This is a genomic window from Citrobacter werkmanii (assembly GCF_008693645.1).
Classification (GTDB): Bacteria; Pseudomonadota; Gammaproteobacteria; order Enterobacterales; family Enterobacteriaceae; genus Citrobacter; species Citrobacter werkmanii.
In genome coordinates this window covers 193,641-218,409 of record NZ_CP044101.1, presented here as the reverse complement: position 1 = coordinate 218,409, position 24,769 = coordinate 193,641, and the positions used below count along the sequence as shown (strand labels likewise).

Below are 24,769 nucleotides of genomic sequence, written 5' to 3'. Positions count from 1 at the left end.
CTGTATCAGGCTGAAAATCTGTCTTCTCAAATCCGCCAAAACACCTTCGGCGTTGTAAGGTTAAGCCTCACGGTTCATTAGTATCGGTTAGCTCAATGTATCGCTACACTTACACACCCGACCTATCAACGTCGTCGTCTTCAACGTTCCTTCAGGAGACTCAAAGTCTCAGGGAGAACTCATCTCGGGGCAAGTTTCGTGCTTAGATGCTTTCAGCACTTATCTCTTCCGCATTTAGCTACCGGGCAGTGCCATTGGCATGACAACCCGAACACCAGTGATGCGTCCACTCCGGTCCTCTCGTACTAGGAGCAGCCCCCCTCAATTCTCCAGCGCCCACGGCAGATAGGGACCGAACTGTCTCACGACGTTCTAAACCCAGCTCGCGTACCACTTTAAATGGCGAACAGCCATACCCTTGGGACCTACTTCAGCCCCAGGATGTGATGAGCCGACATCGAGGTGCCAAACACCGCCGTCGATATGAACTCTTGGGCGGTATCAGCCTGTTATCCCCGGAGTACCTTTTATCCGTTGAGCGATGGCCCTTCCATTCAGAACCACCGGATCACTAAGACCTGCTTTCGCACCTGCTCGAGCCGTCACTCTCGCAGTCAAGCTAGCTTATGCCTTTGCACTAACCTCCTGATGTCCGACCAGGATTAGCTAACCTTCGTGCTCCTCCGTTACTCTTTGGGAGGAGACCGCCCCAGTCAAACTACCCACCAGACACTGTCCGCAACCCGGATTACGGGCCCACGTTAGAACACCAGCCATTAAAGGGTGGTATTTCAAGGACGGCTCCATGCAGACTGGCGTCCACACTTCAAAGCCTCCCACCTATCCTACACATCAAGGACCAGTGTTCAGTGTCAAGCTATAGTAAAGGTTCACGGGGTCTTTCCGTCTTGCCGCGGGTACACTGCATCTTCACAGCGAGTTCAATTTCACTGAGTCTCGGGTGGAGACAGCCTGGCCATCATTACGCCATTCGTGCAGGTCGGAACTTACCCGACAAGGAATTTCGCTACCTTAGGACCGTTATAGTTACGGCCGCCGTTTACCGGGGCTTCGATCAAGAGCTTCTCCTTACGGATAACCCCATCAATTAACCTTCCGGCACCGGGCAGGCGTCACACCGTATACGTCCACTTTCGTGTTTGCACAGTGCTGTGTTTTTAATAAACAGTTGCAGCCAGCTGGTATCTTCGACTGATTTCAGCTCCATGAGTAAATCACTTCACCTACCTATCAGCGTGCCTTCTCCCGAAGTTACGGCACCATTTTGCCTAGTTCCTTCACCCGAGTTCTCTCAAGCGCCTTGGTATTCTCTACCTGACCACCTGTGTCGGTTTGGGGTACGATTTCGTGTTACCTGATGCTTAGAGGCTTTTCCTGGAAGCAGGGCATTTGTCACTTCAGCACCGTAGTGCCTCGTCATCACACCTCAGCGTTAAAAGGTACCGGATTTACCTGGAACCTCCGCCTACATGCTTAAACCGGGACAACCGTCGCCCGGCCGACATAGCCTTCTCCGTCCCCCCTTCGCAGTAACACCAAGTACAGGAATATTAACCTGTTTCCCATCGACTACGCCTTTCGGCCTCGCCTTAGGGGTCGACTCACCCTGCCCCGATTAACGTTGGACAGGAACCCTTGGTCTTCCGGCGTGCGGGTTTTTCACCCGCATTATCGTTACTTATGTCAGCATTCGCACTTCTGATACCTCCAGCAACCCTCACAGGCCACCTTCAACGGCTTACAGAACGCTCCCCTACCCAACAACACATAGTGTCGCTGCCGCAGCTTCGGTGCATGGTTTAGCCCCGTTACATCTTCCGCGCAGGCCGACTCGACCAGTGAGCTATTACGCTTTCTTTAAATGATGGCTGCTTCTAAGCCAACATCCTGGCTGTCTGTGCCTTCCCACATCGTTTCCCACTTAACCATGACTTTGGGACCTTAGCTGGCGGTCTGGGTTGTTTCCCTCTTCACGACGGACGTTAGCACCCGCCGTGTGTCTCCCGTGATAACATTCTTCGGTATTCGCAGTTTGCATCGGGTTGGTAAGTCGGGATGACCCCCTAGCCGAAACAGTGCTCTACCCCCGAAGATGAGTTCACGAGGCGCTACCTAAATAGCTTTCGGGGAGAACCAGCTATCTCCCGGTTTGATTGGCCTTTCACCCCCAGCCACAAGTCATCCGCTAATTTTTCAACATTAGTCGGTTCGGTCCTCCAGTTAGTGTTACCCAACCTTCAACCTGCCCATGGCTAGATCACCGGGTTTCGGGTCTATACCCTGCAACTTAACGCCCAGTTAAGACTCGGTTTCCCTTCGGCTCCCCTATACGGTTAACCTTGCTACAGAATATAAGTCGCTGACCCATTATACAAAAGGTACGCAGTCACACCCTAAGGTGCTCCCACTGCTTGTACGTACACGGTTTCAGGTTCTTTTTCACTCCCCTCGCCGGGGTTCTTTTCGCCTTTCCCTCACGGTACTGGTTCACTATCGGTCAGTCAGGAGTATTTAGCCTTGGAGGATGGTCCCCCCATATTCAGACAGGATACCACGTGTCCCGCCCTACTCTTCGAGTTCACAACAGGTGCATTTTTGTGTACGGGACTATCACCCTGTACCGTCGGACTTTCCAGACCGTTCCACTAACACACATGCTGATTCAGACTCTGGGCTGCTCCCCGTTCGCTCGCCGCTACTGGGGGAATCTCGGTTGATTTCTTTTCCTCGGGGTACTTAGATGTTTCAGTTCCCCCGGTTCGCTTCGTTAACCTATGTATTCAGTTAACGATAGTGTGACGAATCACACTGGGTTTCCCCATTCGGAAATCGCCGGTTATAACGGTTCATATCACCTTACCGGCGCTTATCGCAGATTAGCACGTCCTTCATCGCCTCTGACTGCCAGGGCATCCACCGTGTACGCTTAGTCGCTTAACCTCACAACCCGAAGATGTTTCACTTCTGATTGCGAAAATTTGAGAGACTCGAACACACCTTTTATCTGTTCTTATTACGGAGAACAGACACAGTGTGTCGTTTCAATTTTCAGCTTGATCCAGATTTTTAAAGAGCAAATATCTCAAACATCACCCGAAGATGAGTTTTGAGATATCAGGGTACGCGTCTTTCACTCACGAACCAGCAAGTGGCGTCCCCTAGGGGATTCGAACCCCTGTTACCGCCGTGAAAGGGCGGTGTCCTGGGCCTCTAGACGAAGGGGACACTGAAGTCTCAATCGCAAGACGCCTTGCTATTCACTTTTCATCAGACAATCTGTGTGAGCACTGCAAAGGTCGGTTCTTTAAGGTAAGGAGGTGATCCAACCGCAGGTTCCCCTACGGTTACCTTGTTACGACTTCACCCCAGTCATGAATCACAAAGTGGTAAGCGCCCTCCCGAAGGTTAAGCTACCTACTTCTTTTGCAACCCACTCCCATGGTGTGACGGGCGGTGTGTACAAGGCCCGGGAACGTATTCACCGTGGCATTCTGATCCACGATTACTAGCGATTCCGACTTCATGGAGTCGAGTTGCAGACTCCAATCCGGACTACGACATACTTTATGAGGTCCGCTTGCTCTCGCGAGGTCGCTTCTCTTTGTATATGCCATTGTAGCACGTGTGTAGCCCTACTCGTAAGGGCCATGATGACTTGACGTCATCCCCACCTTCCTCCAGTTTATCACTGGCAGTCTCTTTTGAGTTCCCGACCGAATCGCTGGCAACAAAGGATAAGGGTTGCGCTCGTTGCGGGACTTAACCCAACATTTCACAACACGAGCTGACGACAGCCATGCAGCACCTGTCTCAGAGTTCCCGAAGGCACCAAAGCATCTCTGCTAAGTTCTCTGGATGTCAAGAGTAGGTAAGGTTCTTCGCGTTGCATCGAATTAAACCACATGCTCCACCGCTTGTGCGGGCCCCCGTCAATTCATTTGAGTTTTAACCTTGCGGCCGTACTCCCCAGGCGGTCGACTTAACGCGTTAGCTCCGGAAGCCACGCCTCAAGGGCACAACCTCCAAGTCGACATCGTTTACGGCGTGGACTACCAGGGTATCTAATCCTGTTTGCTCCCCACGCTTTCGCACCTGAGCGTCAGTCTTTGTCCAGGGGGCCGCCTTCGCCACCGGTATTCCTCCAGATCTCTACGCATTTCACCGCTACACCTGGAATTCTACCCCCCTCTACAAGACTCTAGCCTGCCAGTTTCGGATGCAGTTCCCAGGTTGAGCCCGGGGATTTCACATCCGACTTGACAGACCGCCTGCGTGCGCTTTACGCCCAGTAATTCCGATTAACGCTTGCACCCTCCGTATTACCGCGGCTGCTGGCACGGAGTTAGCCGGTGCTTCTTCTGCGAGTAACGTCAATCACTAAGGTTATTAACCTTAATGCCTTCCTCCTCGCTGAAAGTACTTTACAACCCGAAGGCCTTCTTCATACACGCGGCATGGCTGCATCAGGCTTGCGCCCATTGTGCAATATTCCCCACTGCTGCCTCCCGTAGGAGTCTGGACCGTGTCTCAGTTCCAGTGTGGCTGGTCATCCTCTCAGACCAGCTAGGGATCGTCGCCTAGGTGAGCCGTTACCCCACCTACTAGCTAATCCCATCTGGGCACATCCGATGGCAAGAGGCCCGAAGGTCCCCCTCTTTGGTCTTGCGACATTATGCGGTATTAGCTACCGTTTCCAGTAGTTATCCCCCTCCATCGGGCAGTTTCCCAGACATTACTCACCCGTCCGCCACTCGTCACCCGAGAGCAAGCTCTCTGTGCTACCGTTCGACTTGCATGTGTTAGGCCTGCCGCCAGCGTTCAATCTGAGCCATGATCAAACTCTTCAATTTAAGTTTGATGCTCGTGAATTAAACTTCGTAATGAATTACGTGTTCACTCAGAGACTTGGTATTCATTTTTCGTCTTGCGACGTTAAGAATCCGTATCTTCGAGTGCCCACACAGATTGTCTGATAAATTGTTAAAGAGCAGTGCCGCTTCGCTTTTTCTCAGCGGCGCGGGGTGTGCATATTACGCTATCCCGCTTCAGAGTCAAGCGTTTATTTACGCTTTTCTCCGCTGACCCGGCGGCGTGTAATCCGTTGTTCCGTGTCAGTGGAGGCGCATTATAGGGAGTTATTTCAGGCTGACAAGGGGAAATTTAAAATAACTTTCCGAATGCACACTTTTTCACCAAAACAACCATTAACATGCCATAAAATAAGCAATTTGCCGTTTTTGCAGCCGCAATCACACTACCTGGTGGCATACTAATGAATAAGAGAAAGAGTAAGGAATAACATTCATGCCTTTAAATGCCCAACAGCTAGCCGCACAGAAGAATCTGTCCTACGTTCTGGCCGAAAAGTTGGCTCAGCGAATCTTAAAAGGTGAATACGCGCCGGGAGCTATCCTGCCCGGTGAAATAGAGCTGGGCGATCAGTTTGGCGTGAGTCGTACCGCAGTAAGAGAAGCGGTAAAAACGTTAACGGCAAAAGGTATGGTATTACCGCGCCCGCGTATTGGCACTCGCGTCATGCCTCAGGCAAACTGGAACTTCCTCGACCAGGAGCTGCTTACCTGGTGGATGACGGAAGATAATTTCCCTCAGGTCATAAAACATTTTCTGGTGATGCGCATCAGTCTGGAGCCTCAGGCCTGTTTACTGGCGGCGACTATCGGTACGGCAGAACAAAAAGCGCATCTCAATACACTGATGGAAGAGATGGTCGAGTTGAAAAGAAATTTCCGGCGCGAGCGTTGGATAGAAGTTGATATCGCCTGGCATGAGCACATCTATGAAATGAGTGCGAATCCGTTCCTTATCTCCTTTGCATCACTGTTCCATTCCGTCTACCAGACCTACTTTACCTCTATTACCTATAACGATGTGGTGAAGCTGGATTTGCACCAGGCTATTGTCGATGCAATAGAGGATAGCGATGGCGATCGCGCCTTCACCGCCTGTCAGGCATTGCTGATAGCACCGAACGTGCTACCGGATAAATAATATGTCAGAAAAGAAATCTCGCAGTATGGCCGGGCTGCCATGGATAGCAGCCATGGCCTTTTTTATGCAGGCATTAGACGCCACTATCCTCAATACCGCTTTACCCGCAATAGCGCACAGCCTTAACCGCTCTCCACTCGCCATGCAGTCGGCTATTATCAGTTACACCCTGACGGTCGCCATGCTGATCCCGGTGAGTGGATGGCTGGCAGACAGGTTCGGTACCCGACGCGTCTTTATGATTGCCGTAAGCCTGTTTACGCTGGGCTCGCTGGCTTGTGCGCTATCCAGTTCCTTAAGTGAATTGGTAGTTTTCCGCGTCATCCAGGGCATCGGCGGCGCGATGATGATGCCTGTTGCCCGTCTGGCTTTATTGCGAGCTTACCCGCGCAGCGAACTACTCCCTGTGCTTAACTTCGTGACCATGCCTGGACTTGTGGGCCCAATTTTAGGTCCGGTATTGGGCGGGGTTCTGGTCACGTGGGCCAGTTGGCACTGGATTTTCCTGATTAATATTCCCATAGGCGTGGCGGGTATCTTCTATGCACGCAAATATATGCCGAACTTCACCACGCCGCGCCGCGGCTTTGATATGACAGGTTTCTTCCTCTTTGGCCTGAGCCTGGTGTTGTTTTCCAGTGGTGTTGAGCTGTTTGGTGAGAAGCTTGTCGCTACCTGGGTCGCACTCAGCATTATTGTGACCAGTATTCTGTTGCTACTTGCCTACATTCGTCACGCGCGTCGTCACCCAACGCCGCTGATATCGCTTCCCATATTTAAGACCAGAACCTTTTCCGTTGGGATCGCTGGAAACCTTGCCACGCGTCTGGGTACAGGATGTGTGCCGTTCTTAATGCCGCTGATGCTACAGGTAGGCTTTGGATATCCGGCGTTAATTGCGGGTTGCATGATGGCGCCAACGGCGCTGGGATCAATACTGGCAAAATCAATGGTGACGCAGGTGCTACGCCGACTCGGCTACAGAACGACACTGGTGGGTGTTACGGTGTTTATCGGCCTGATGATTGCGCAATTCGCTTTGCAATCCCCTGCTATGCCGGTCTGGATGCTGATCCTGCCGTTGTTTATTTTAGGTATGGCGATGTCCACCCAGTTTACCTCAATGAATACCATCACTCTGGCGGACCTGACCGATGAGAACGCCAGCAGCGGTAACAGCGTGCTGGCCGTTACGCAACAACTGTCGATCAGTTTAGGGGTCGCTATCAGCGCAGCCGTCCTGCGTGTCTATGAAGGTATGGAAGGTACTAATACGGTTGAACAGTTCCATTACACCTTTATAACCATGGGCGCGATCACTATTGTCTCTGCGCTGATGTTTATGCTGCTAAAAGCCAAAGACGGACGTAACCTGATCAAAGATCGGCACAAGCCTAAACCGACCCCCGCGCCATCAAAACAGGAGTAAGTTGCAGGCGTTGTTGCTGCAATGCGGGCTGCGCCATCCGGTGGATTAACACATCGATGGCCAGCTCGCCCAATTCATCTTTGGGTTGATGGATGGTCGTCAGCGGCGGCGTCATATAGCGTGCCAGTTCGATATCATCATAACCCACCACCGCCATATCCTGCGGAATGCGCAATCCTGACTGATACAATGCCTGATACGCTCCGACGGCCATTGCGTCGTTCCCGGTGAAAACGGCCTGCGGTCGCTGTTTATGTGACAACAACGTTTGCATAGCTTCAAAACCACCGCCGAACTCAAAGTCACCGGTGATCTCGTAACCTTCCGGGACCGGCAAGCCCGCTCGCTTCATGGCCGCCCGATATCCTTCCAGACGTAAACGCGCCGGTGTTTTATCCAGCGGCCCGGTAATACAGGCAATGCGCGTAAAACCTTTATCGATAAGATGCTGAGTGGCTAAGTCCCCGCCTAACAGAGAGTTATCCTGAATCAAATCGCTTTCGCCATCAAAGGGCGACCAGTCCATCATTACGGTAGGAATAGAAGGATAGCGTTGCATTATCTCTCTGGAAGGCTGGTGCGTTTCGGTGCAGAGCAGCAGCAAGCCATCCACCCGTTTTTGCATCAGCGTTTCCAGATTGCGGTTCATTCGCTGTTCATCGCCTTCGGTATTGCATAACACCAGGCTGTAACCGCGTTCAAAACAGCTACGTTCAACGCCACGAACCAGCTCGGAATAAAAAGGATTGGTACTGGCAGTGATTAACATGCCAATGGTGCGGGTCTGGTTTAGCTTGAGACTACGCGCCAGTGCGGAGGGCGCATAGTTAAGCTCTTTAATTGCCGCTTCAACTTTGTCAGTGACAGACTCACTGACAAAGCGATCTTTATTAATGACGTGAGAAACCGTCGACGTAGAAACACCCGCCAGGCGGGCGACGTCCTTCATTGTAGCCAAGCGTTACCTCTGTTGACTTAAAAACGCTTCTATTTCTTCGCGCCATGGAACGGAAGGCTGCGCACCTTTACGGGTAACCGCAATCGCCGCAGCTGCATGGGCAAAACGGATCGCTTCAGGCAGCGGTGTCTCTTCCAGTAACGCTGTAATTAACGCGCCGTTAAAAGTATCCCCGGCAGCGATGGTATCAACGGCGTCCACTTTAAAACCAGGCACTCGGTGACCTTCACCATTCACGCTGGCCCACACTCCGCGACTACCTAAAGTAATCAATACAGTATGGATCCCTTTCGCGTGTAATGCCTGCGCCGCTTTGGCCGCATCTTCATCGTTTTCAACCCGGATCCCCGTCAGCTTCTCAGCCTCGGTTTCATTCGGGGTAATAATATCCACCAGCGCCAGCAGTTCGTCAGAAAGTTCACGCGCCGGAGCCGGGTTAAGGGCGACCGTGGTCTTATTTTGCTGCGCAATTTTTGCCGCAGCCAGCACGCTTTCGATCGGCGACTCTAACTGCATCAGTAAGGCGGAGGCATGCGCAATGCGGTCGCGCTGCGCTTCCACCAGTGCAGGAGAAAGAGCTGCGTTCGCTCCGGCGTGAATGCCAATAACGTTCTCGCCATCACCATTCACAAAAATCAGTGCCACACCGGTCGATTCCCCCGAAATGACGCTGATCGGCGCAATATCGATATTATCTTTGGCCAACTGTTTACGCACACTTTCGCCAATATCGTCGTCACCCGTACAGGCAATAAACGCGATGTTCGCGCCACTACGACCCGCAGCAACAGCCTGATTAGCGCCCTTTCCGCCAAATGCGACCTGATAATGGCTACCGGTTACGGTTTCACCAGGCGTTGGGAAAGATTTAAGGTTGAGGATGTGATCGGCATTGATGCTGCCAAGAACAACGAGGTTGCCTGCGGTTTTCATGTTCGGAGTGTCCAGTAAAGTGCGCCACCGGGTTAGGGTGGCGCGTGCCCTGCTTTTCTTTTTACGCTTTCATCCTTAGAACCAGGCCCAGGGATGGCGTATTTATGTCTCCATCAGGCCGCGAGCGACCTGAATCGGTGTTACTGCTTGATGACCAGCTTCAGATCAACCGGATATTTAGCCTGAACCTTCTCGCCTTTCAGAACCTTATCCGCAGTTTCCACGCCTTTCGCGCCGATCTGATCCGGCAACTGAGCAATGGTCGCAGCCAGTTTGCCATCATTTACTGCTTTTTCGCCATCTGGCGTGCCGTCAAATCCAACCACCATCACATCAGATTTACCCGCGGTTTGCAGTGCGCGCAGCGCACCCAGCGCCATTTCATCGTTCTGGGCAAATACGGCCTGCACGTCAGGATGTGCAGTCAGCAGGTTCTGCATGACGTTCAGACCCTTAGTGCGGTCGAAGTCTGCCGGCTGGCTGGCCAGTACGTTAAATTTGTGTGCCGCAACGGCTTGCTGGAAACCTTCGCCACGCTCACGCGCCGCTGAAGTACCGGCAATCCCCTGCAGTTCGATAACTTTCGCGCCTTCACCTGCTTTCTTCGCGATGTAATCACCCGCAATTTTACCGCCCAGCACGTTATCAGACGCAATGTGGCTGACCACATCACCTTTTGTAGCCTGACGATCCAAGGTAATAACCGGGATCTTCGCCTGGTTAGCCATCTTCACAGCGTTACCAACAGCGTCAGAGTCAGTCGGGTTAATCAGCAGTATTTTAGTTCCACGAACCGTTAAGTCCTGAACGTTAGCCAGCTCTTTCGCCGGGTTGTTCTGTGAATCCAGAATCACCAGGTTATAGCCCAGCTTATCCGCCTCTTTTTGCGCGCCATCCTTCAGAGACACAAAGAACGGGTTATTGAGGGTGGAGACCACCAGCGCAATGGTATCTTTCGCCATCGCATTCGCGCTCACGGTGGCGCTCAGCGCAACAGCAGAAACCAGGGTAGCCAGTTTTTTCATGTTCATATTTAAGATGTCCTGTAATCGTTGTTACTGCTTTTTGTTGTCTACCAGTACCGCCAGCAAAATCACCACCGCTTTGACGATCATCTGGTAATAGGAGGATACACCTAACAAATTCAAACCATTATTGAGGAAACCAAGAATTAATGCGCCGATCAGCGTCCCAACAATACGTCCTTTACCGCCCGCCAGGCTGGTACCGCCTAACACCACCGCAGCGATAGCATCCAGCTCATAGCCAGTACCTGCCGTCGGCTGCGCAGAGGAGAGACGAGCCACTTCAATGATGCCTGCCAGCGATGCCAGCAGACCGCACAGGGAGTAAACGATAATTTTGATTTTACTCACGCTGATACCGGACAGACGCGTTGCCGCTTCGTTACCGCCCAGCGCATAGATATAACGCCCCAGACGCGTATGGTGCAGCATGTACCACGCCGCCAGGAAGACAATCCCCATGATCCACACAGGCGTAGGCACGCCTAACGGACGACCAATACCAAACCAACCAAACAGATCGGCATTGTCAGTAAACCCGGTATTTACCGGACTGCCGTTGGTGTACACCATGGTCACACCGCGCAGCAGCAGCATCATCACCAACGTGGCGATAAACGCCTGCACGCGGCCTTTCGCGACAATGACCCCGGTTACTGCGCCAATGGCAGCGCCGAGCGCCAAAGCAGCGGCAACGGCCACCAGCGCATTGACTTCAATACCGACAATGGACGCTGCCACCGCACCGGTAAGCGCCAGCAAGGAACCGACGGACAGATCGATACCCGACGTCAGGATGACCAACGTCATGCCAACGGCCATGATGGCGTTTACCGACGTTTGCTGGAGAATGTTGAACAGATTATTAACGGTAAAAAAGTTGGGGCTCATGGTGGAAACAATCGCGATCAGCACTAACAGAGCGATGAGCGACTTTTGCTCCAGAAGCCATGCTTTAGTGAAATAACGGCGACCAGAAACAGCCTGGGTAGTCATCTTTTTTACTCCTGATTCACGCGATTAAGCTTGCCCACAGCGGCAGCCATTAATACTTCCTGAGTGGCCTGCTCGCGAGTGAATTCACCGCCGAGATGCCCTTCATGCATAACGATAATACGATCGCTCATGCCCAATACTTCTGGCATCTCAGAGGAGACCAGAATGATGCTCAGCCCATCGGCCTTAAACTGGTTGATAAGCTGATAAATTTCTTTCTTAGCCCCAACGTCGACGCCGCGTGTTGGTTCATCGAGGATCAGGACTTTTGGTCGGGTCATCAGACCGCGCGCAATGGCCACTTTCTGCTGGTTACCGCCCGAGAGCAGGCCGATAGCCTGTTCCATCGATGGCGTTTTAACATTGAACAGACGAATAAAATCACCTACCGCCTGCTGCTCATCTTTATGCTTCAGGCTTCCACCTGCGCGGCTGAAATAGCGCAACGCGGTCAGTGACATGTTCTCTTTCACCGACATGCCCAGCACTAAGCCATCACGTTTACGGTCTTCAGAAATATAGACGATGCCGTTTGCAAGGCCATCCTGTGGCGAACGGGTGACAACTTCATGCCCATCAAGCGTGACGTAGCCGCTGGTGCGCGGCAATGCGCCATACAACACTTTCATCAGCTCGGTACGTCCGGCGCCCATCAGCCCCGATACGCCAAGGATCTCGCCTTTACGCAGCGTGAACGAAACATCGTTTACCCCTGGGCCGCACAGATTATCGACCTTCAGGCGAATATCGCCCGGCGCTTTTTCCAGACGCGGGTACTGATCTTCCAGCTTACGTCCCACCATCATTTCAATCAGTGAGTCTTCGGTCAGCGTTGCGACTTCACGCTCGGCAATAAACTGCCCGTCACGGAAGACGGTCACGTCATCACAGATTTCGAAGATCTCTTTCATACGGTGGGAGATATAGACAATGCCGCGCCCCTGCGATTTCAGCTCGCGGATAACGCGGAACAGGGATTCGGTTTCGGTATCGGTGAGCGCATCCGTCGGCTCATCCATAATGATGACCTTCGATTCAAAGCTCAGCACTTTAGCAATTTCGACCATTTGCTGATCGCCAATCGACAACTCACCGACCAGCCTGTCGCTTTTAAAGCGTAGATTGAGTTTGGCGAGCAGCAGATCGGCTTCGGCGTACATCTTCTTCCAGTCAATTTTGCCAAAGCGATTCACAAACTCACGGCCAAGAAAAATGTTCTCAGCGATAGTGAGTTGCGGGATCAGGTTCAATTCCTGGTGGATGATACCGATTCCGGCTTCCTGAGAGGATTTCGGGCCATTAAAGGTGGTCTCTTTCCCCAGCCACAATAAAGAGCCAGCATCACGGGTGTAGATCCCGGTCAGCACTTTCATCATGGTGGATTTGCCCGCGCCGTTTTCGCCCACCAGCGCCATTACGCGGCCTGGATAGACATTCAGCGCAGCGCCGGATAGCGCTTTTACGCCCGGGAACGCTTTATCGATCCCTTTGAGTTGCAGTAATGCGTTCATGATGGCCTCAGAACGTGACGCCAGCACAGAGAATGATATTCGCATACGGAGAACACTCTCCGCTGCGAATTACCGCCTGACTGTCTGCGGTTTGTTTTTTGAATTGTTCATGCGTGGTGTAACGAATTTCTATGGTGTTTCCCTGGTGTTGTTGCAGTTGCTCAATGTGGCTGAGCAACGTTTCGTGGAGTTGCGGATTATGTTGTTTAATTTCCGTCGCGAGAATGGCCGCCTCGACCTGCATTTCACGTGTAACCACATCCAGTACCTGCATAAAAGAAGGTACGCCCTGGGTTAATGCCATATCAATACGCGTTGTGCTGTTCGGGATGGGTAAACCGGCATCACACACCACCAGCGTATCGGTATGTCCCAGACGGGAGATCACCGTTGAAATTTCAGAGTTGAGTACCGTGCCTTTCTTCATTTTCTTTCCCCACTAGCGAAACGTTTCGCTGAAGATAAGTGTAGTGCGAAGAATGGACAGAAAACCACCGCGACGTTACGAAAATGTGATCGCCATCGAAACGTTTCGCAAGGATTATCATTTGATGAAATGAAAACTGGGAGGGACAAAACAAAACGCCCCCTTTCGCGATGAAAGAGGGCGTCGATTGCCTTAAATCTCTACCTGAGTACCGAGCTCAATAACCCGGTTTGGTGGGATTTCAAACTGGTCCGGCGCGCGCAGCGCATTGCGCTGTAGCAGCAGATATAGCTTGCCGCGCAGACGCAAATACCATGGCCGTTTGCCGACAATCAGCGACTCGTGCGACATAAAGAAGGAGGTTTCCATCATCCGACAGCTTAAGCCTTCCAGACCGCAGCGATGGAACACTTCCTCAACGTTCGGCGTTTCACGCCAGCCGTAGCTGGCCACTACGCGCCAGAAGGTGGGCGATAACTGCTCAATCTGCACCCTACGCACGTTGTGCACGTATGGCGCATCTTCCGTACGCAGCGTCAGCAGAATCACGCGTTCATGCAGCACCTTGTTATGCTTGAGGTTATGCAGAAGCGCAAACGGGATGACGTTCAGCGCACGCGACATATATACCGCCGTTCCCGGCACGCGTACCGGTGGGGATTTCTCCAGAGAGGCAATCATCGCCTCCAGAGAGTTGCCGTGCTCATGCATGCGACGCAGCAGACGGAAACGCTCGCTTTTCCACGTAGTCATGATGGTGAACATCACCAGACCCAGCGTCAGAGGCAGCCAACCGCCGGAAATCAGTTTATCGAGGTTCGCGGAGAACAACGGAACATCGACGCACAAGAACGCCGCCAGGATCAGGAAGACGAAGTATTTATTCCAGTGCCAGTTTTTGCGCGCCACGGTGGTAGACAGAATAGATGTCAGTACCATTGTCCCCGTTACCGCAATCCCGTACGCCGCGGCCAGATTACTGGAGTGTTCAAAGCTCACAATCACGATAACCACCGCAAAATAGAGCATCCAGTTAACGAAAGGAATGTAGATCTGACCCGATTCCATTTCCGAAGTATGAATGATCCGCATCGGCGACAAATACCCCAGACGCACGGCCTGACGCGTCAGCGAGAAGACACCGGAAATTACCGCCTGCGAAGCGATAACCGTTGCCAGCGCGGCAAGGATCAGGAGTGGTATCAATGCCCAGTCCGGCGCCAGCAGGAAAAACGGGTTTTTGATCGCTTCAGGATGCTTTAATAGCAGCGCCCCCTGACCAAAATAGTTCAGCACCAGCGAAGGCAATACCACCGAGAACCACGCCAGTCTAATCGGCAACTTACCGAAGTGCCCCATATCCGCATACAGCGCTTCAACACCGGTAATCGACAGCACCACCGCGCCCAGCGCAATAAAGGACAACGTTTTGAATTCGAGGAAGAAATGCACCGCCCAGTACGGATTTAGCGCCTGCAGTACCTCCGGGTTACCAATAATACTGCGCACGCCTAATACCGCGAGCGTCAGGAACCACAGCAGCATAATCGGCGCAAACAGTTTACCAACCATGCCGGTACCGTGTTTTTGAATCATAAACAGCAGGGTCAGCACGATAATCGAGAGCGGAACAATCCATGTATCCAGCTGCGGTGCAACAATCTCCAGACCTTCAATCGCCGACATCACTGAAATGGCTGGCGTAATCACCACTTCACCATAGAAGAAGCTGCCGCCAATCAACCCCATGATGACCAGCATCGAGGTTGTTCGCGCCGAGGTATTGCGCCCGGCCAATGACATCAACGTCAGGATCCCACCTTCCCCGGCGTTATCCGCACGCATGACAAACGTCAGATATTTAATGGAGACAACAAAGATCAGCAGCCAGAAAATCAGCGAGAGAAAACCAAACACAGCATCACGTTCAACGCCAAAACCAAACTGGCCAGACAAACATTCACGAAGCGTATAAAGTGGGCTGGTACCAATATCACCGTAGACAACCCCAATGGCCGCAAGGGTAATCGCAGACAATGATTGTTTATTATCAGTGCTCATAGACTCGTCTTTCGTTTATACACATCATCATTCAAGCCACTCCGTGTGGGTTGCATTCGTTATTCCCCCCATCCCAGAAGAAAACTCCATTGCCGCCTTGGTGCAGTATGATTGATATGGTGTATATATTAGAAATGTGTGCGTCGTCCCTTGGCCCACAAAAAGGCGCACAGTATGCACGATTACTCACAAAATCGTACCCCTAAATGAGACCAGATTAATCTGGCTCAAAGAAAAATAAGCGCACCTTCAGTCTATTACTGCACTGGTGTGAAGCATCTATACTCGCAGTTTACGCAGTACATTTGGCGAAAGGACGCCACTTCATTATGGCTCACCCACATTTATTAGCGGAAAGAATTTCCCGTCTGAGCAATGCGCTGGAAAAGGGACTTTATGAACGTAGCCACGCCATTCGCCTTTGCCTGCTGGCTGCTCTAAGCGGCGAGAGCGTATTCTTATTAGGTCCTCCAGGGATCGCAAAAAGCTTAATTGCCCGTCGACTGAAGTTTGCTTTTCAAAACGCCCGCGCTTTCGAATACCTGATGACGCGCTTCTCTACGCCGGAAGAGGTGTTTGGGCCGCTGTCTATCCAGGCGTTGAAAGACGAAGGTCGCTATGAACGCTTAACGGCGGGCTATTTACCCGAAGCTGAAATTGTCTTTCTCGATGAAATCTGGAAAGCAGGCCCGGCCATTCTCAACACCCTGTTGACCGCTATTAACGAACGGCATTTTCGTAACGGCGCGCATGAAGAGAAAATCCCGATGCGTCTGCTGGTGGCAGCCTCCAACGAACTGCCTGAAGCAGACAGCAGCCTGGAAGCCCTGTACGACCGTATGCTGATCCGCCTGTGGCTGGATAAAGTTCAGGACAAGGCCAACTTCCGCTCCATGCTGTTAAGCCAGCAGGATGAAAGTGACAACCCGGTCCCGGCGTCGTTACAGGTGACGGATGAAGAGTATTACCAGTGGCAAAAGGACATTGGCGCCATCAAGCTTCCCGATCGCGTCTTTGAGCTAATTTTCACGCTGCGCCAACAGCTAGACGCATTACCGAATGCCCCCTATGTATCCGATCGCCGCTGGAAAAAAGCTATCCGCTTACTCCAGGCCAGCGCCTTCTTCAGCGGACGTGATGCGGTCGTGCCTATCGACCTGATCCTGTTGAAAGATTGCCTGTGGTACGACGCGCAAAGCCTGAATCTGATGCAACAGCAGCTTGAAATTTTGATGACCGGACACGCTTGGCAGCAGCAAGCCATGCTGACGCGTCTGGCCAGCATTGTGCAGCGCCGCATCCAGCTCCAGCAACAGCAAAGCGACAAAACGGCATTCACGGTGATCCGTCAGGGCGGCATGTTCAGCCGTCGTCCTCATTATGATTTACCGCCGGAAGCCACTTCTTCAGTCGTGACATTACTGCTGCAAAAACCCTTAAAACTGCATGATATGGAAGTTATCCATATTGCTTTCGAACGGGGAGCGCTGGAACAGTGGCTAACCAAAGGCGGTGAGATCCGCGGAAAATTAAACGGGATCGGCTTCGCCCAAACGCTGAACATGGAAGTCGATAGCGCACAGCACCTGGTTGTGCGCGACGTCAGTTTGCAAGGCTCTCGTCTGGCGCTGCCCGGTGCATCGCAAGAGAGTATGCCTGATGAGATAAAACAGCAGCTTGAAGCACTTGATAACGAGTGGCACCAGCAGCACAGTGCATTCAGCGAACAGCAAAAATGTCTGTTTATTCATAGCGACTGGTTAGGCCGCATTGAGGCCAGCCTGCAGGATGTCGGGGCACAAATCCGCCAGGCGCAACAATGCTAACCCTTGATACGCTCAATATCATGCTGGCAGTCAGTGAAGAGGCGATGATCGAAGAGATGATCGTCGCCCTGCTGGCTTCTCCAAAGATGGTGGTGTTTTTTAAAAAGTTTCCTCGTCTTAAAAAAGCAATTACTGACGATATTCCCCGCTGGCGCGAGTCACTGCGCAGCCGCCTCAAAGATACCCATGTACCGCCGGAGTTGACGGAAGAGGTCATGTGCTATCAACAAAGCCAGCTCCTCTCACACGCGCAGTTTATAGTCCAGCTCCCGCAAATATTGGCGCTATTACATCGCCTCCATTCACCGTGGGCCGGGCAAGCGCAGCAACTGGTTGATGACAACAGTACCTTTACGCCCGCCCTGCATACGCTTTTTCTCCAGCGCTGGCGCCTGAGTCTGGTGGTACAAACTACAACGCTGAATCAGCAACTGCTGGAAGATGAGCGTGAACATTTACTTAGTGAAGTTCAGGAACGGATGACCCTCAGCGGGCAACTGGAACCCGTTCTGGCAGAAAACGACAACGCCGCAGGCCGGTTATGGGATATGAGCGCAGGTCAAATCAAGCGCGGCGATTATCAACTGATGGTGAAATACGGCGAATTTCTGGCGCAACAGCCCGAACTCCAGCGTCTGGCTGAACAGTTAGGCCGTTCCAGAGAGGCCAAATCTGTGCCGCGTAAAGATGCGCCCATGGAGACCTTCCGTACCCTTGTGCGGGAACCCGCCACCGTCCCGGAACAGGTGGATGGCATCCAGCAAAGCGACGACATCCTGCGCCTGTTGCCGCCGGAACTGGCCACACTGGGCATTACTGAACTGGAATACGAGTTCTACCGACGGCTGGTGGAAAAGCAGCTGTTGACCTATCGTCTGCACGGCGAGGCATGGCGCGAGAAAGTAACGGAACGTCCGGTGGTGCATCAGGATTTTGACGAGCAGCCGCGCGGACCGTTTATTGTTTGCGTTGATACGTCGGGATCAATGGGCGGTTTTAATGAGCAATGTGCAAAAGCCTTTTGCCTGGCGCTAATGCGCGTCGCCCTGGCCGATAACCGGCGCTGTTTCATTATGCTGTTTTCAACAGAAGTGGTGCGCTATGAGCTGTCTGGTCCGGAAGGCATTGAACAAGCGATCCGTTTTTTAAGCCAGCGTTTTCGCGGCGGTACCGATATTGCCAGCTGCTTTCGCGCCATTATTGAGCGCATGCAGGGCCGGGAATGGTTTGATGCCGATGCGGTGGTGATCTCTGATTTTATCGCTCAGCGATTGCCCGATGAGGTCGTCAATAAAGTGGGTGAATTACAGCAGGTGCACCAGCATCGTTTTCATGCGGTGGCGATGTCAGCACACGGCAAACCCGGCATCATGCGCATTTTCGATCATATCTGGCGCTTTGATACCGGGATGCGAAGCCGCCTGCTCAGACGCTGGCGGCGTTAATTATTACAGCAGGGAAGAAACGCTTTCACGTACCTGTGCCGGCCACACGCCACACTGCACCTGACCAATGTGCGGTAATTGCAGCAGCAGCATGGTCAAACGCGACTGTCCAATGCCGCCACCGATTGTCTGCGGCATTTCACCACGCAGCAGCGCCTGGTGCCATTCCAGACTCAGACGATCTTCATCACCGGTCAATGAAAGCTGGTGTTTAAGGGTGTCGGCATCCACACGGATCCCCATCGAAGACAGCTCAAACGCATCTTCCAGAACCGGGTTCCACACCAGAATATCACCGTTCAGACCGGCGTGACCCAGCTCAGACGCTGAACTCCAGTCATCATAATCCGGCGCGCGTACATCGTGACGGTGACCGTCACTGAGCTTGCCGCCGATCCCTACCAGGAATACTGCGCCCAGTTCTTTCGCGATCGCACGTTCACGACCTTTCGCGTCAAGATCCGGATAACGAGATAACAGCTCCTGGCTATGAACAAAGTGGATCTGCTCTGGCAGGAACGGTGCCAGACCAAACTCTTTACTAACCGCAGCCTCGGTGGCCTTAATTCCCGCCCAGATAGCCTCTACCGTGCTTTTCAGAGTGGAGAATTGACGCTCGCCGTCGCCCATCACGCGCTCCCAGTCCCACTGGTCAACATACACTGAGTGCAGTGGGGAGAGGCGATCTTCATCGGGACGCAGGGCCTTCATGTGCGTGTACAACCCTTCGCCTGCGCTAAAGTCGTGTTGTCCTAACGTTTGACGCTTCCACTTCGCCAGTGAATGAACCACTTCGAATTGAGCGTCCGGCAATGCTTTAACCTTCACCTGCACCGCTTTTTCACAGCCCGACAAGTTATCTTGCGTGCCATCTCCTACGCGGCTGAGGATCGGAGCCTGAACTTCGATCAGACCTAAACGCTCTTCCAGCTGACGAGAAAAATGAGATTTTACGAAGCTAATTTGACGTTGTTTGGCAATGTAAGCGGTTTTCATTATGTGTACTCCTGTGTCCTGTTGCCTATGATTAAGCAACAGAATGGAGGTAATATTCAATAATCAACAAACAAAAAGCCGACTTCGATTTTGATTCGTTAAAATTAACGTCTAAAATAAAAAGAATCATTAATCTACATAAGAAAAACCTATGGAAAATTATCAGATCGACAATCTGGACCGCGGCATTCTTGATGCCCTGATGGAAAATGCTCGCACCGCCTACGCAGAATTGGCCAAACAGTTTGGCGTTAGTCCGGGGACAATTCACGTTCGCGTAGAAAAGATGAAGCAGGCCGGGATCATCACCGGTGCGCGTATTGATGTCAGTCCCAAACAGTTGGGTTATGACGTCGGCTGCTTTATCGGCATCATTCTGAAAAGCGCGAAGGACTATCCGTCAGCGCTGGCCAGACTGGAAAGCCTTGACGAAGTGACCGAAGCCTATTACACCACCGGCCACTACAGCATCTTTATTAAGGTGATGTGCAAGTCGATCGACGCGCTGCAACAGGTACTTATCAACAAGATCCAAACAATTGATGAAATTCAGTCCACTGAAACCCTGATCGTCCTGCAGAACCCGATCATGCGTACCATCAAGCCATGATCATTTTTTTTAATCCCACATTTTTCCACAGGTAGATCCCAGCTCGCTCACAGCGTACAATGCGCCTTCTTTATAAAGGTGGGCGAGCATGGCAGACATCACTCTTATCAGCGGCAGCACGCTTGGCAGTGCGGAATATGTAGCAGAACATCTGGCTGAAAAGCTGGACGACGCCGGTTTTTCCAGCGAAATACTGCATGGACCAATGCTGGATGAGGTTCCGGCTGAAGGGATCTGGCTGATTATCAGCTCCACACACGGTGCTGGAGACATTCCTGACAACCTGCAGCCTTTATATGATGCGTTACGCGAACAAAAACCGGACCTGTCGCAAGTAAACTTCGGCGCAATCGGCATCGGCAGTCGTGAATATGACACCTTTTGCGGCGCAATCGACAAGCTGGAAGCAGAACTGAAAGCCTGTGGGGCAAAACAGATCGGCGAAACGCTTAAGATCAACGTGCTGGAACATGAAATTCCGGAAGATCCGGCTGAAATTTGGCTGGGATCCTGGCATCCATTGCTCAGAGATTTGTAAAGATCATACTTTTTTATGTGGATAACTCTGGTTAAAAGCTTGGATCAACCGGTAGTTATCCAAAGAATAACGGCTGTTCAGTTTTTGAGTTGTGTATAACCCTTCATTCTGATCCCAGCTTATACGGACCAGGATCACCGATCATTCACAGCTAATGATCCTCAGCAACCTGTTGATCTTATTCAAAGGATCGTCCTTATCCACAGAGAGTGGCGATCCTAATAAGAGATCACAATAAAACAGATCTCTAAATAAAAAGATCTTCTTTTTAATACCCAGGATCCCAGGTCTTTCTCGATCGACTAAAGTTGAGTAGAATCCACGGCCCGGGCTTCAATCCATTTTCACACCGCGTTATGCGAGGCAATTACCATGTTTTATCAGGATCCTTTTGACGTCATCATCATTGGCGGGGGTCATGCAGGCACCGAGGCCGCAATGGCCGCGGCGCGAATGGGACAACAGACCCTGCTTTTGACACACAATATCGACACTCTGGGGCAGATGAGCTGCAACCCGGCGATTGGCGGTATTGGGAAGGGACACCTGGTAAAAGAAGTGGATGCGCTTGGTGGATTGATGGCAAAAGCGATCGACCACGCAGGTATCCAGTTTAGGATACTAAACGCAAGCAAAGGGCCAGCCGTTCGCGCTACCCGAGCTCAGGCCGATCGTGTGCTCTATCGTCAGGCAGTACGCACGGCGCTGGAGAATCAACCCAACCTGATGATCTTCCAGCAGGCGGTTGAAGATCTGATTGTTGAAAACGATCGTGTCGTGGGTGCCGTAACCCAAATGGGACTGAAGTTCCGTGCCAAAGCGGTCGTATTAACCGTGGGGACTTTCCTCGACGGCAAAATCCATATTGGTCTGGACAACTACAGCGGCGGCCGTGCTGGCGATCCGCCGTCTATTCCGCTGTCACGCCGTCTGCGTGAACTACCGCTGCGCGTCAGCCGCCTGAAAACCGGTACGCCACCGCGTATTGATGCACGAACTATCGATTTCAGCGTACTGGGTCAACAAAACAGCGACAACCCGATGCCGGTCTTCTCATTCCTGGGCGACGCTTCTCAGCATCCGCGCCAGATGCCGTGTTACATCACGCATACCAATGAGAAAACCCATGACGTGATCCGTAATAACCTCGATCGTAGCCCAATGTATGCCGGCGTAATCGAAGGTATCGGCCCGCGCTACTGCCCGTCGATCGAAGACAAAGTGATGCGCTTTGCCGATCGCAACCAGCATCAGATCTTCCTCGAGCCGGAAGGACTGACCTCTAACGAAATTTACCCGAACGGCATCTCCACCAGCCTGCCGTTCGATGTACAGATGCAAATTGTTCGATCCATGCAGGGGATGGAAAACGCCCGTATCGTTCGTCCTGGCTATGCGATTGAGTACGATTTCTTCGATCCGCGCGACCTGAAACCCACTCTGGAAAGCAAATTCATCCAGGGCCTGTTCTTTGCAGGCCAGATTAACGGTACAACCGGTTACGAAGAAGCAGCCGCCCAAGGGATGCTGGCAGGTCTCAACGCCGCACGCTTGTCTGCTGAGAAAGACGGCTGGGCACCGCGTCGCGATCAGGCTTACCTTGGCGTGCTGGTCGACGATCTGTGCACGCTGGGAACCAAAGAACCGTACCGCATGTTTACCTCACGTGCTGAATACCGCTTGATGCTGCGTGAAGATAACGCCGACCTGCGTCTGACCGAAATTGGGCGTGAACTGGGTCTGGTGGACGATGAGCGTTGGGCTCGCTTCAACGAAAAGCTGGAGCGCATTGAACAAGAACGTCAGCGTCTCAAATCAACCTGGGTAAACCCGTTAGCGGAATCTGCAGCCGAAGTAAACGCTCACCTGGCAACACCTTTATCTCGTGAGGCCAGCGGTGAAGATCTCCTGCGTCGCCCGGATATGACCTATGCTCAGTTGACCTCTTTATCTGCATTCGCGCCGGCGCTAGATGATGCTCAGGCCGCGGAACAGGTTGAGATTCAGGTGAAATACGAAGGGTATATCGCTCGTCAGCAGGAAGAAATCGAAAGACAACAGCGTAATGAGAATACCCTGTTGCCTGCAACGCTGGATTATCGCCAGGTCTCGGGATTGTCGAATGAAGTCATCGCCAAACTAAACGATCACAAACCGGTATCGATCGGCCAGGCATCGCGCATTTCTGGCGTAACGCCTGCCGCCATCTCCATTCTGCTGGTATGGCTGAAAAAACAAGGTATGCTGCGCCGCAGCGCTTGATAACACTAATTTGGCGGGAGCGCTTCGCTTGTCCGCCCTACAAATTTGTAGGCCCGATAAGCGATAGCGCATCGGGCATTTGATTATTAACAGGTAACGACCGTGCTCAACAAACTCTCTCGTCTGCTGGCTGATGCCGGTATTTCTCTTACCGATCACCAGAAAAATCAGCTGATTGCGTATGTCGATATGCTGCACAAATGGAATAAAGCATATAACCTGACGTCGGTGCGGGATCCCAACGAAATGTTGGTGCGCCATATTCTGGACAGCATTGTTGTCGCGCCTTATCTGAAGGGCGAGCGCTTTATTGATGTTGGCACGGGACCGGGTCTGCCGGGAATTCCACTTTCTATCGTGCGGCCTGAAGCGCATTTTACACTGTTGGATAGCCTGGGAAAACGCATCCGTTTCTTACGTCAGGTGCAGCATGAGCTTGGTCTTACTAACATTACGCCTGTGCAAAGTCGGGTTGAAGAATTTCCTTCAGAGCCGCCATTTGATGGGGTGATCAGCCGTGCATTCGCGTCCCTCAATGATATGGTGAGCTGGTGTCATCACTTGCCGGGCCAGAACGGACGCTTTTATGCGCTCAAGGGTCAATTGCCTGAAGAGGAAATCGCCTCGTTGCCTGCAGAATTCAGCGTCGAGTCAGTCGAAAAATTACGCGTTCCACAACTGGATGGTGAACGTCATTTGGTGGTTATTAAACCAAACAAAATTTAATTTTTATCAAAAAAAATAGAGAAAAAACGGCTACCCCGGTGTTAAAAGTTATAGAGAGTAGTGAGGTGAAATGCTGTTGCATTTCACCTCTACCTTACGGTTTTGCATCATAACTATAACGTACCGTTTTTTGTTAAAAGCGAAACAAGTCAACTGTGAAAATATCAGTCTGCTAAAAATAGAACCTAAGAACCACCGCTTGTGTTAATTTTTTATTATAAATGTCAATCGATGGTTCTTTTGTTGTTAGGCGTTGTTTTTGAAATAGTGGCGCTTTTTACGCTTAAATATCAAAAAGATGAAATGGCACCATTTGCCACGTAAATAAATTATGCGAAGGGGAATATGTTCAATATGTGATCTGGTGCACGCTTTAACGCCAGTGTTTTCGCGGCATTTGCAGTTTTGCATGATCGTTCACAGTTTGCCAAAAAGTAATAAATGTGGGACAACGAAAAATATTTAAACATTTATTCACTTTTTAGCTACTTATTGTTTGAAATCACGAAGGCGCACCGTATAATTTGTCCGCTTTTTGATGCTTGACTCTAAGCCATAAAGAACGTTTTATACGACACGCGGCATACCTCGAAGGGAGCAGGAGTAAACACGTGATGTCTATGTCGCTCTTGAGTCGAAACGTTGCTCGTAAGCTTTTGCTCACACAGCTTCTGGCGGTAATAGCAAGTGGATTGCTGTTTAGCCTCAAAGACCCCTTCTGGGGCATCTCCGCACTGTGCGGGGGATTGGCAGTGTTACTGCCCAATGTGTTGTTTATGATATTCGCCTGGCGTCACCAGGTGCATACACCAGCGAAAGGTCGGGTTGCCTGGACGTTCGCTTTCGGCGAAGCCTTCAAGGTGTTAGCGATGCTGGTGTTGCTGGTTGTGGCGTTGGCTGTTTTGAAAGCGGTATTCGTGCCGCTGATCGTTACGTGGGTTTTGGTGCTGGTGGTTCAGATACTGGCGCCGGCTGTAATTAACAACAAAGGGTAAA

17 protein-coding genes, 1 tRNA gene and 2 rRNA genes are annotated in these 24,769 nt (G+C 51.8%); 9 read left to right on the top strand and 11 right to left on the bottom strand.

Annotation, left to right across the window (positions count from 1 at the left end; all coding sequences use genetic code 11):
* Positions 1–56: 56 nt before the first annotated feature.
* From FOB24_RS01710 to FOB24_RS01700, 3 genes are all read right to left on the bottom strand, one after another.
* Positions 57–2,961 (bottom strand): 23S ribosomal RNA (locus FOB24_RS01710).
* A gap of 209 nt (positions 2,962–3,170) precedes the next feature.
* Positions 3,171–3,246, bottom strand: a tRNA-Glu gene (locus tag FOB24_RS01705).
* Between the two features lie 85 nt (positions 3,247–3,331).
* Positions 3,332–4,871 (bottom strand): 16S ribosomal RNA (locus FOB24_RS01700).
* Together the 16S and 23S rRNA genes with 1 tRNA gene alongside form the textbook arrangement of a ribosomal RNA operon.
* A 454-nt stretch (positions 4,872–5,325) precedes the next feature.
* On the opposite strand from FOB24_RS01700, the gene FOB24_RS01695 reads away from it, so the two are divergent.
* Together FOB24_RS01695 and mdtD are read left to right on the top strand one after the other, a co-directional pair.
* Positions 5,326–6,030 carry a FadR/GntR family transcriptional regulator gene (locus tag FOB24_RS01695; protein WP_038635812.1) on the top strand — a complete coding sequence of 235 codons (705 nt, stop codon included), beginning with the start codon at positions 5,326–5,328 and terminating at the stop codon, positions 6,028–6,030.
* A 1-nt stretch (position 6,031) separates the two neighbouring features.
* The gene (mdtD, locus tag FOB24_RS01690) at positions 6,032–7,459 is read left to right on the top strand and encodes a multidrug transporter subunit MdtD (protein ID WP_150344448.1); all 1,428 of its coding nucleotides are present in this window, start codon (positions 6,032–6,034) and stop codon (positions 7,457–7,459) included.
* On the opposite strand, the gene rbsR is transcribed toward mdtD, so the two are convergent.
* From rbsR to kup, 7 genes are all read right to left on the bottom strand, one after another.
* A complete protein-coding gene (rbsR, locus tag FOB24_RS01685) occupies positions 7,425–8,417 on the bottom strand; it encodes a ribose operon transcriptional repressor RbsR (RefSeq protein WP_087857265.1) in 993 nt (330 codons plus the stop codon). The genes mdtD and rbsR overlap by 35 nt on opposite strands.
* 3 nt (positions 8,418–8,420) lie before the next feature.
* The gene (rbsK, locus tag FOB24_RS01680; RefSeq protein WP_038635803.1) at positions 8,421–9,350 is read right to left on the bottom strand and encodes a ribokinase; all 930 of its coding nucleotides are present in this window, start codon (positions 9,348–9,350) and stop codon (positions 8,421–8,423) included.
* 140 nt (positions 9,351–9,490) lie between these two features.
* Positions 9,491–10,381 (bottom strand): ribose ABC transporter substrate-binding protein RbsB, encoded by an 891-nt coding sequence (rbsB, locus tag FOB24_RS01675; RefSeq protein WP_006687780.1) that lies wholly within the window; start codon positions 10,379–10,381, stop codon positions 9,491–9,493.
* Between the two features lie 24 nt (positions 10,382–10,405).
* Positions 10,406–11,371 (bottom strand): ribose ABC transporter permease, encoded by a 966-nt coding sequence (rbsC, locus tag FOB24_RS01670; protein WP_003023762.1) that lies wholly within the window; start codon positions 11,369–11,371, stop codon positions 10,406–10,408.
* Positions 11,372–11,376: 5 nt separating this feature from the next.
* Entirely contained in the window at positions 11,377–12,882 is a 1,506-nt protein-coding gene (gene rbsA / locus FOB24_RS01665; RefSeq protein WP_016157825.1) for a ribose ABC transporter ATP-binding protein RbsA, read from the bottom strand.
* 7 nt (positions 12,883–12,889) lie between these two features.
* The gene (gene rbsD / locus FOB24_RS01660; RefSeq protein WP_038635798.1) at positions 12,890–13,309 is read right to left on the bottom strand and encodes a D-ribose pyranase; all 420 of its coding nucleotides are present in this window, start codon (positions 13,307–13,309) and stop codon (positions 12,890–12,892) included.
* Between the two features lie 192 nt (positions 13,310–13,501).
* Positions 13,502–15,370 (bottom strand): low affinity potassium transporter Kup, encoded by a 1,869-nt coding sequence (kup, locus tag FOB24_RS01655; protein WP_085049158.1) that lies wholly within the window; start codon positions 15,368–15,370, stop codon positions 13,502–13,504.
* 329 nt (positions 15,371–15,699) lie between these two features.
* Between kup and ravA the strand changes: the two genes are divergently transcribed.
* Positions 15,700–17,196, top strand: coding sequence for an ATPase RavA (gene ravA / locus FOB24_RS01650; RefSeq protein WP_038635792.1), 1,497 nt, complete (start codon positions 15,700–15,702; stop codon positions 17,194–17,196).
* Positions 17,190–18,641 (top strand): ATPase RavA stimulator ViaA, encoded by a 1,452-nt coding sequence (viaA, locus tag FOB24_RS01645; protein WP_150344447.1) that lies wholly within the window; start codon positions 17,190–17,192, stop codon positions 18,639–18,641. Before ravA ends, viaA begins: the two co-directional genes overlap by 7 nt.
* Before the next feature lie 3 nt (positions 18,642–18,644).
* On the opposite strand, the gene asnA is transcribed toward viaA, so the two are convergent.
* A complete protein-coding gene (gene asnA / locus FOB24_RS01640) occupies positions 18,645–19,637 on the bottom strand; it encodes an aspartate--ammonia ligase (protein WP_069323645.1) in 993 nt (330 codons plus the stop codon).
* A 151-nt stretch (positions 19,638–19,788) separates the two neighbouring features.
* Here asnA and asnC point away from each other — a divergent pair, with 151 nt between their 5' ends.
* The 5 genes from asnC to atpI all read left to right on the top strand — a co-directional run bounded on the left by asnC (position 19,789) and on the right by atpI (position 24,768).
* Positions 19,789–20,247, top strand: a complete 459-nt coding sequence (gene asnC, locus FOB24_RS01635; RefSeq protein WP_003023780.1) for a transcriptional regulator AsnC — start codon at positions 19,789–19,791, stop codon at positions 20,245–20,247.
* Positions 20,248–20,335: 88 nt separating this feature from the next.
* Positions 20,336–20,785: an FMN-binding protein MioC gene (gene mioC / locus FOB24_RS01630; RefSeq protein WP_038635783.1), complete on the top strand. Its 450-nt coding sequence runs from the start codon at positions 20,336–20,338 to the stop codon at positions 20,783–20,785.
* 372 nt (positions 20,786–21,157) lie between these two features.
* A complete protein-coding gene (gene mnmG, locus FOB24_RS01625; protein WP_038635780.1) occupies positions 21,158–23,047 on the top strand; it encodes a tRNA uridine-5-carboxymethylaminomethyl(34) synthesis enzyme MnmG in 1,890 nt (629 codons plus the stop codon).
* Between the two features lie 102 nt (positions 23,048–23,149).
* Positions 23,150–23,773, top strand: a complete 624-nt coding sequence (gene rsmG, locus FOB24_RS01620) for a 16S rRNA (guanine(527)-N(7))-methyltransferase RsmG (protein ID WP_121529752.1) — start codon at positions 23,150–23,152, stop codon at positions 23,771–23,773.
* Between the two features lie 614 nt (positions 23,774–24,387).
* Positions 24,388–24,768: a F0F1 ATP synthase subunit I gene (atpI, locus tag FOB24_RS01615; RefSeq protein WP_042311402.1), complete on the top strand. Its 381-nt coding sequence runs from the start codon at positions 24,388–24,390 to the stop codon at positions 24,766–24,768.
* The last annotated feature ends 1 nt before the right edge of the window (position 24,769 follow it).

Coding starts and splice junctions, on each gene's coding strand:
- FOB24_RS01695 (WP_038635812.1), top strand. CDS start 5,326: ATGCCTTTAAATGCCCAACAGCTAGCCGCACAGAAGAATCTGTCCTAC.
- mdtD (WP_150344448.1), top strand. CDS start 6,032: ATGTCAGAAAAGAAATCTCGCAGTATGGCCGGGCTGCCATGGATAGCA.
- rbsK (WP_038635803.1), bottom strand. CDS start 9,350: ATGAAAACCGCAGGCAACCTCGTTGTTCTTGGCAGCATCAATGCCGAT.
- rbsB (WP_006687780.1), bottom strand. CDS start 10,381: ATGAACATGAAAAAACTGGCTACCCTGGTTTCTGCTGTTGCGCTGAGC.
- rbsC (WP_003023762.1), bottom strand. CDS start 11,371: ATGACTACCCAGGCTGTTTCTGGTCGCCGTTATTTCACTAAAGCATGG.
- rbsA (WP_016157825.1), bottom strand. CDS start 12,882: ATGAACGCATTACTGCAACTCAAAGGGATCGATAAAGCGTTCCCGGGC.
- rbsD (WP_038635798.1), bottom strand. CDS start 13,309: ATGAAGAAAGGCACGGTACTCAACTCTGAAATTTCAACGGTGATCTCC.
- kup (WP_085049158.1), bottom strand. CDS start 15,370: ATGAGCACTGATAATAAACAATCATTGTCTGCGATTACCCTTGCGGCC.
- ravA (WP_038635792.1), top strand. CDS start 15,700: ATGGCTCACCCACATTTATTAGCGGAAAGAATTTCCCGTCTGAGCAAT.
- viaA (WP_150344447.1), top strand. CDS start 17,190: ATGCTAACCCTTGATACGCTCAATATCATGCTGGCAGTCAGTGAAGAG.
- asnA (WP_069323645.1), bottom strand. CDS start 19,637: ATGAAAACCGCTTACATTGCCAAACAACGTCAAATTAGCTTCGTAAAA.
- asnC (WP_003023780.1), top strand. CDS start 19,789: ATGGAAAATTATCAGATCGACAATCTGGACCGCGGCATTCTTGATGCC.
- mioC (WP_038635783.1), top strand. CDS start 20,336: ATGGCAGACATCACTCTTATCAGCGGCAGCACGCTTGGCAGTGCGGAA.
- mnmG (WP_038635780.1), top strand. CDS start 21,158: ATGTTTTATCAGGATCCTTTTGACGTCATCATCATTGGCGGGGGTCAT.
- atpI (WP_042311402.1), top strand. CDS start 24,388: ATGTCTATGTCGCTCTTGAGTCGAAACGTTGCTCGTAAGCTTTTGCTC.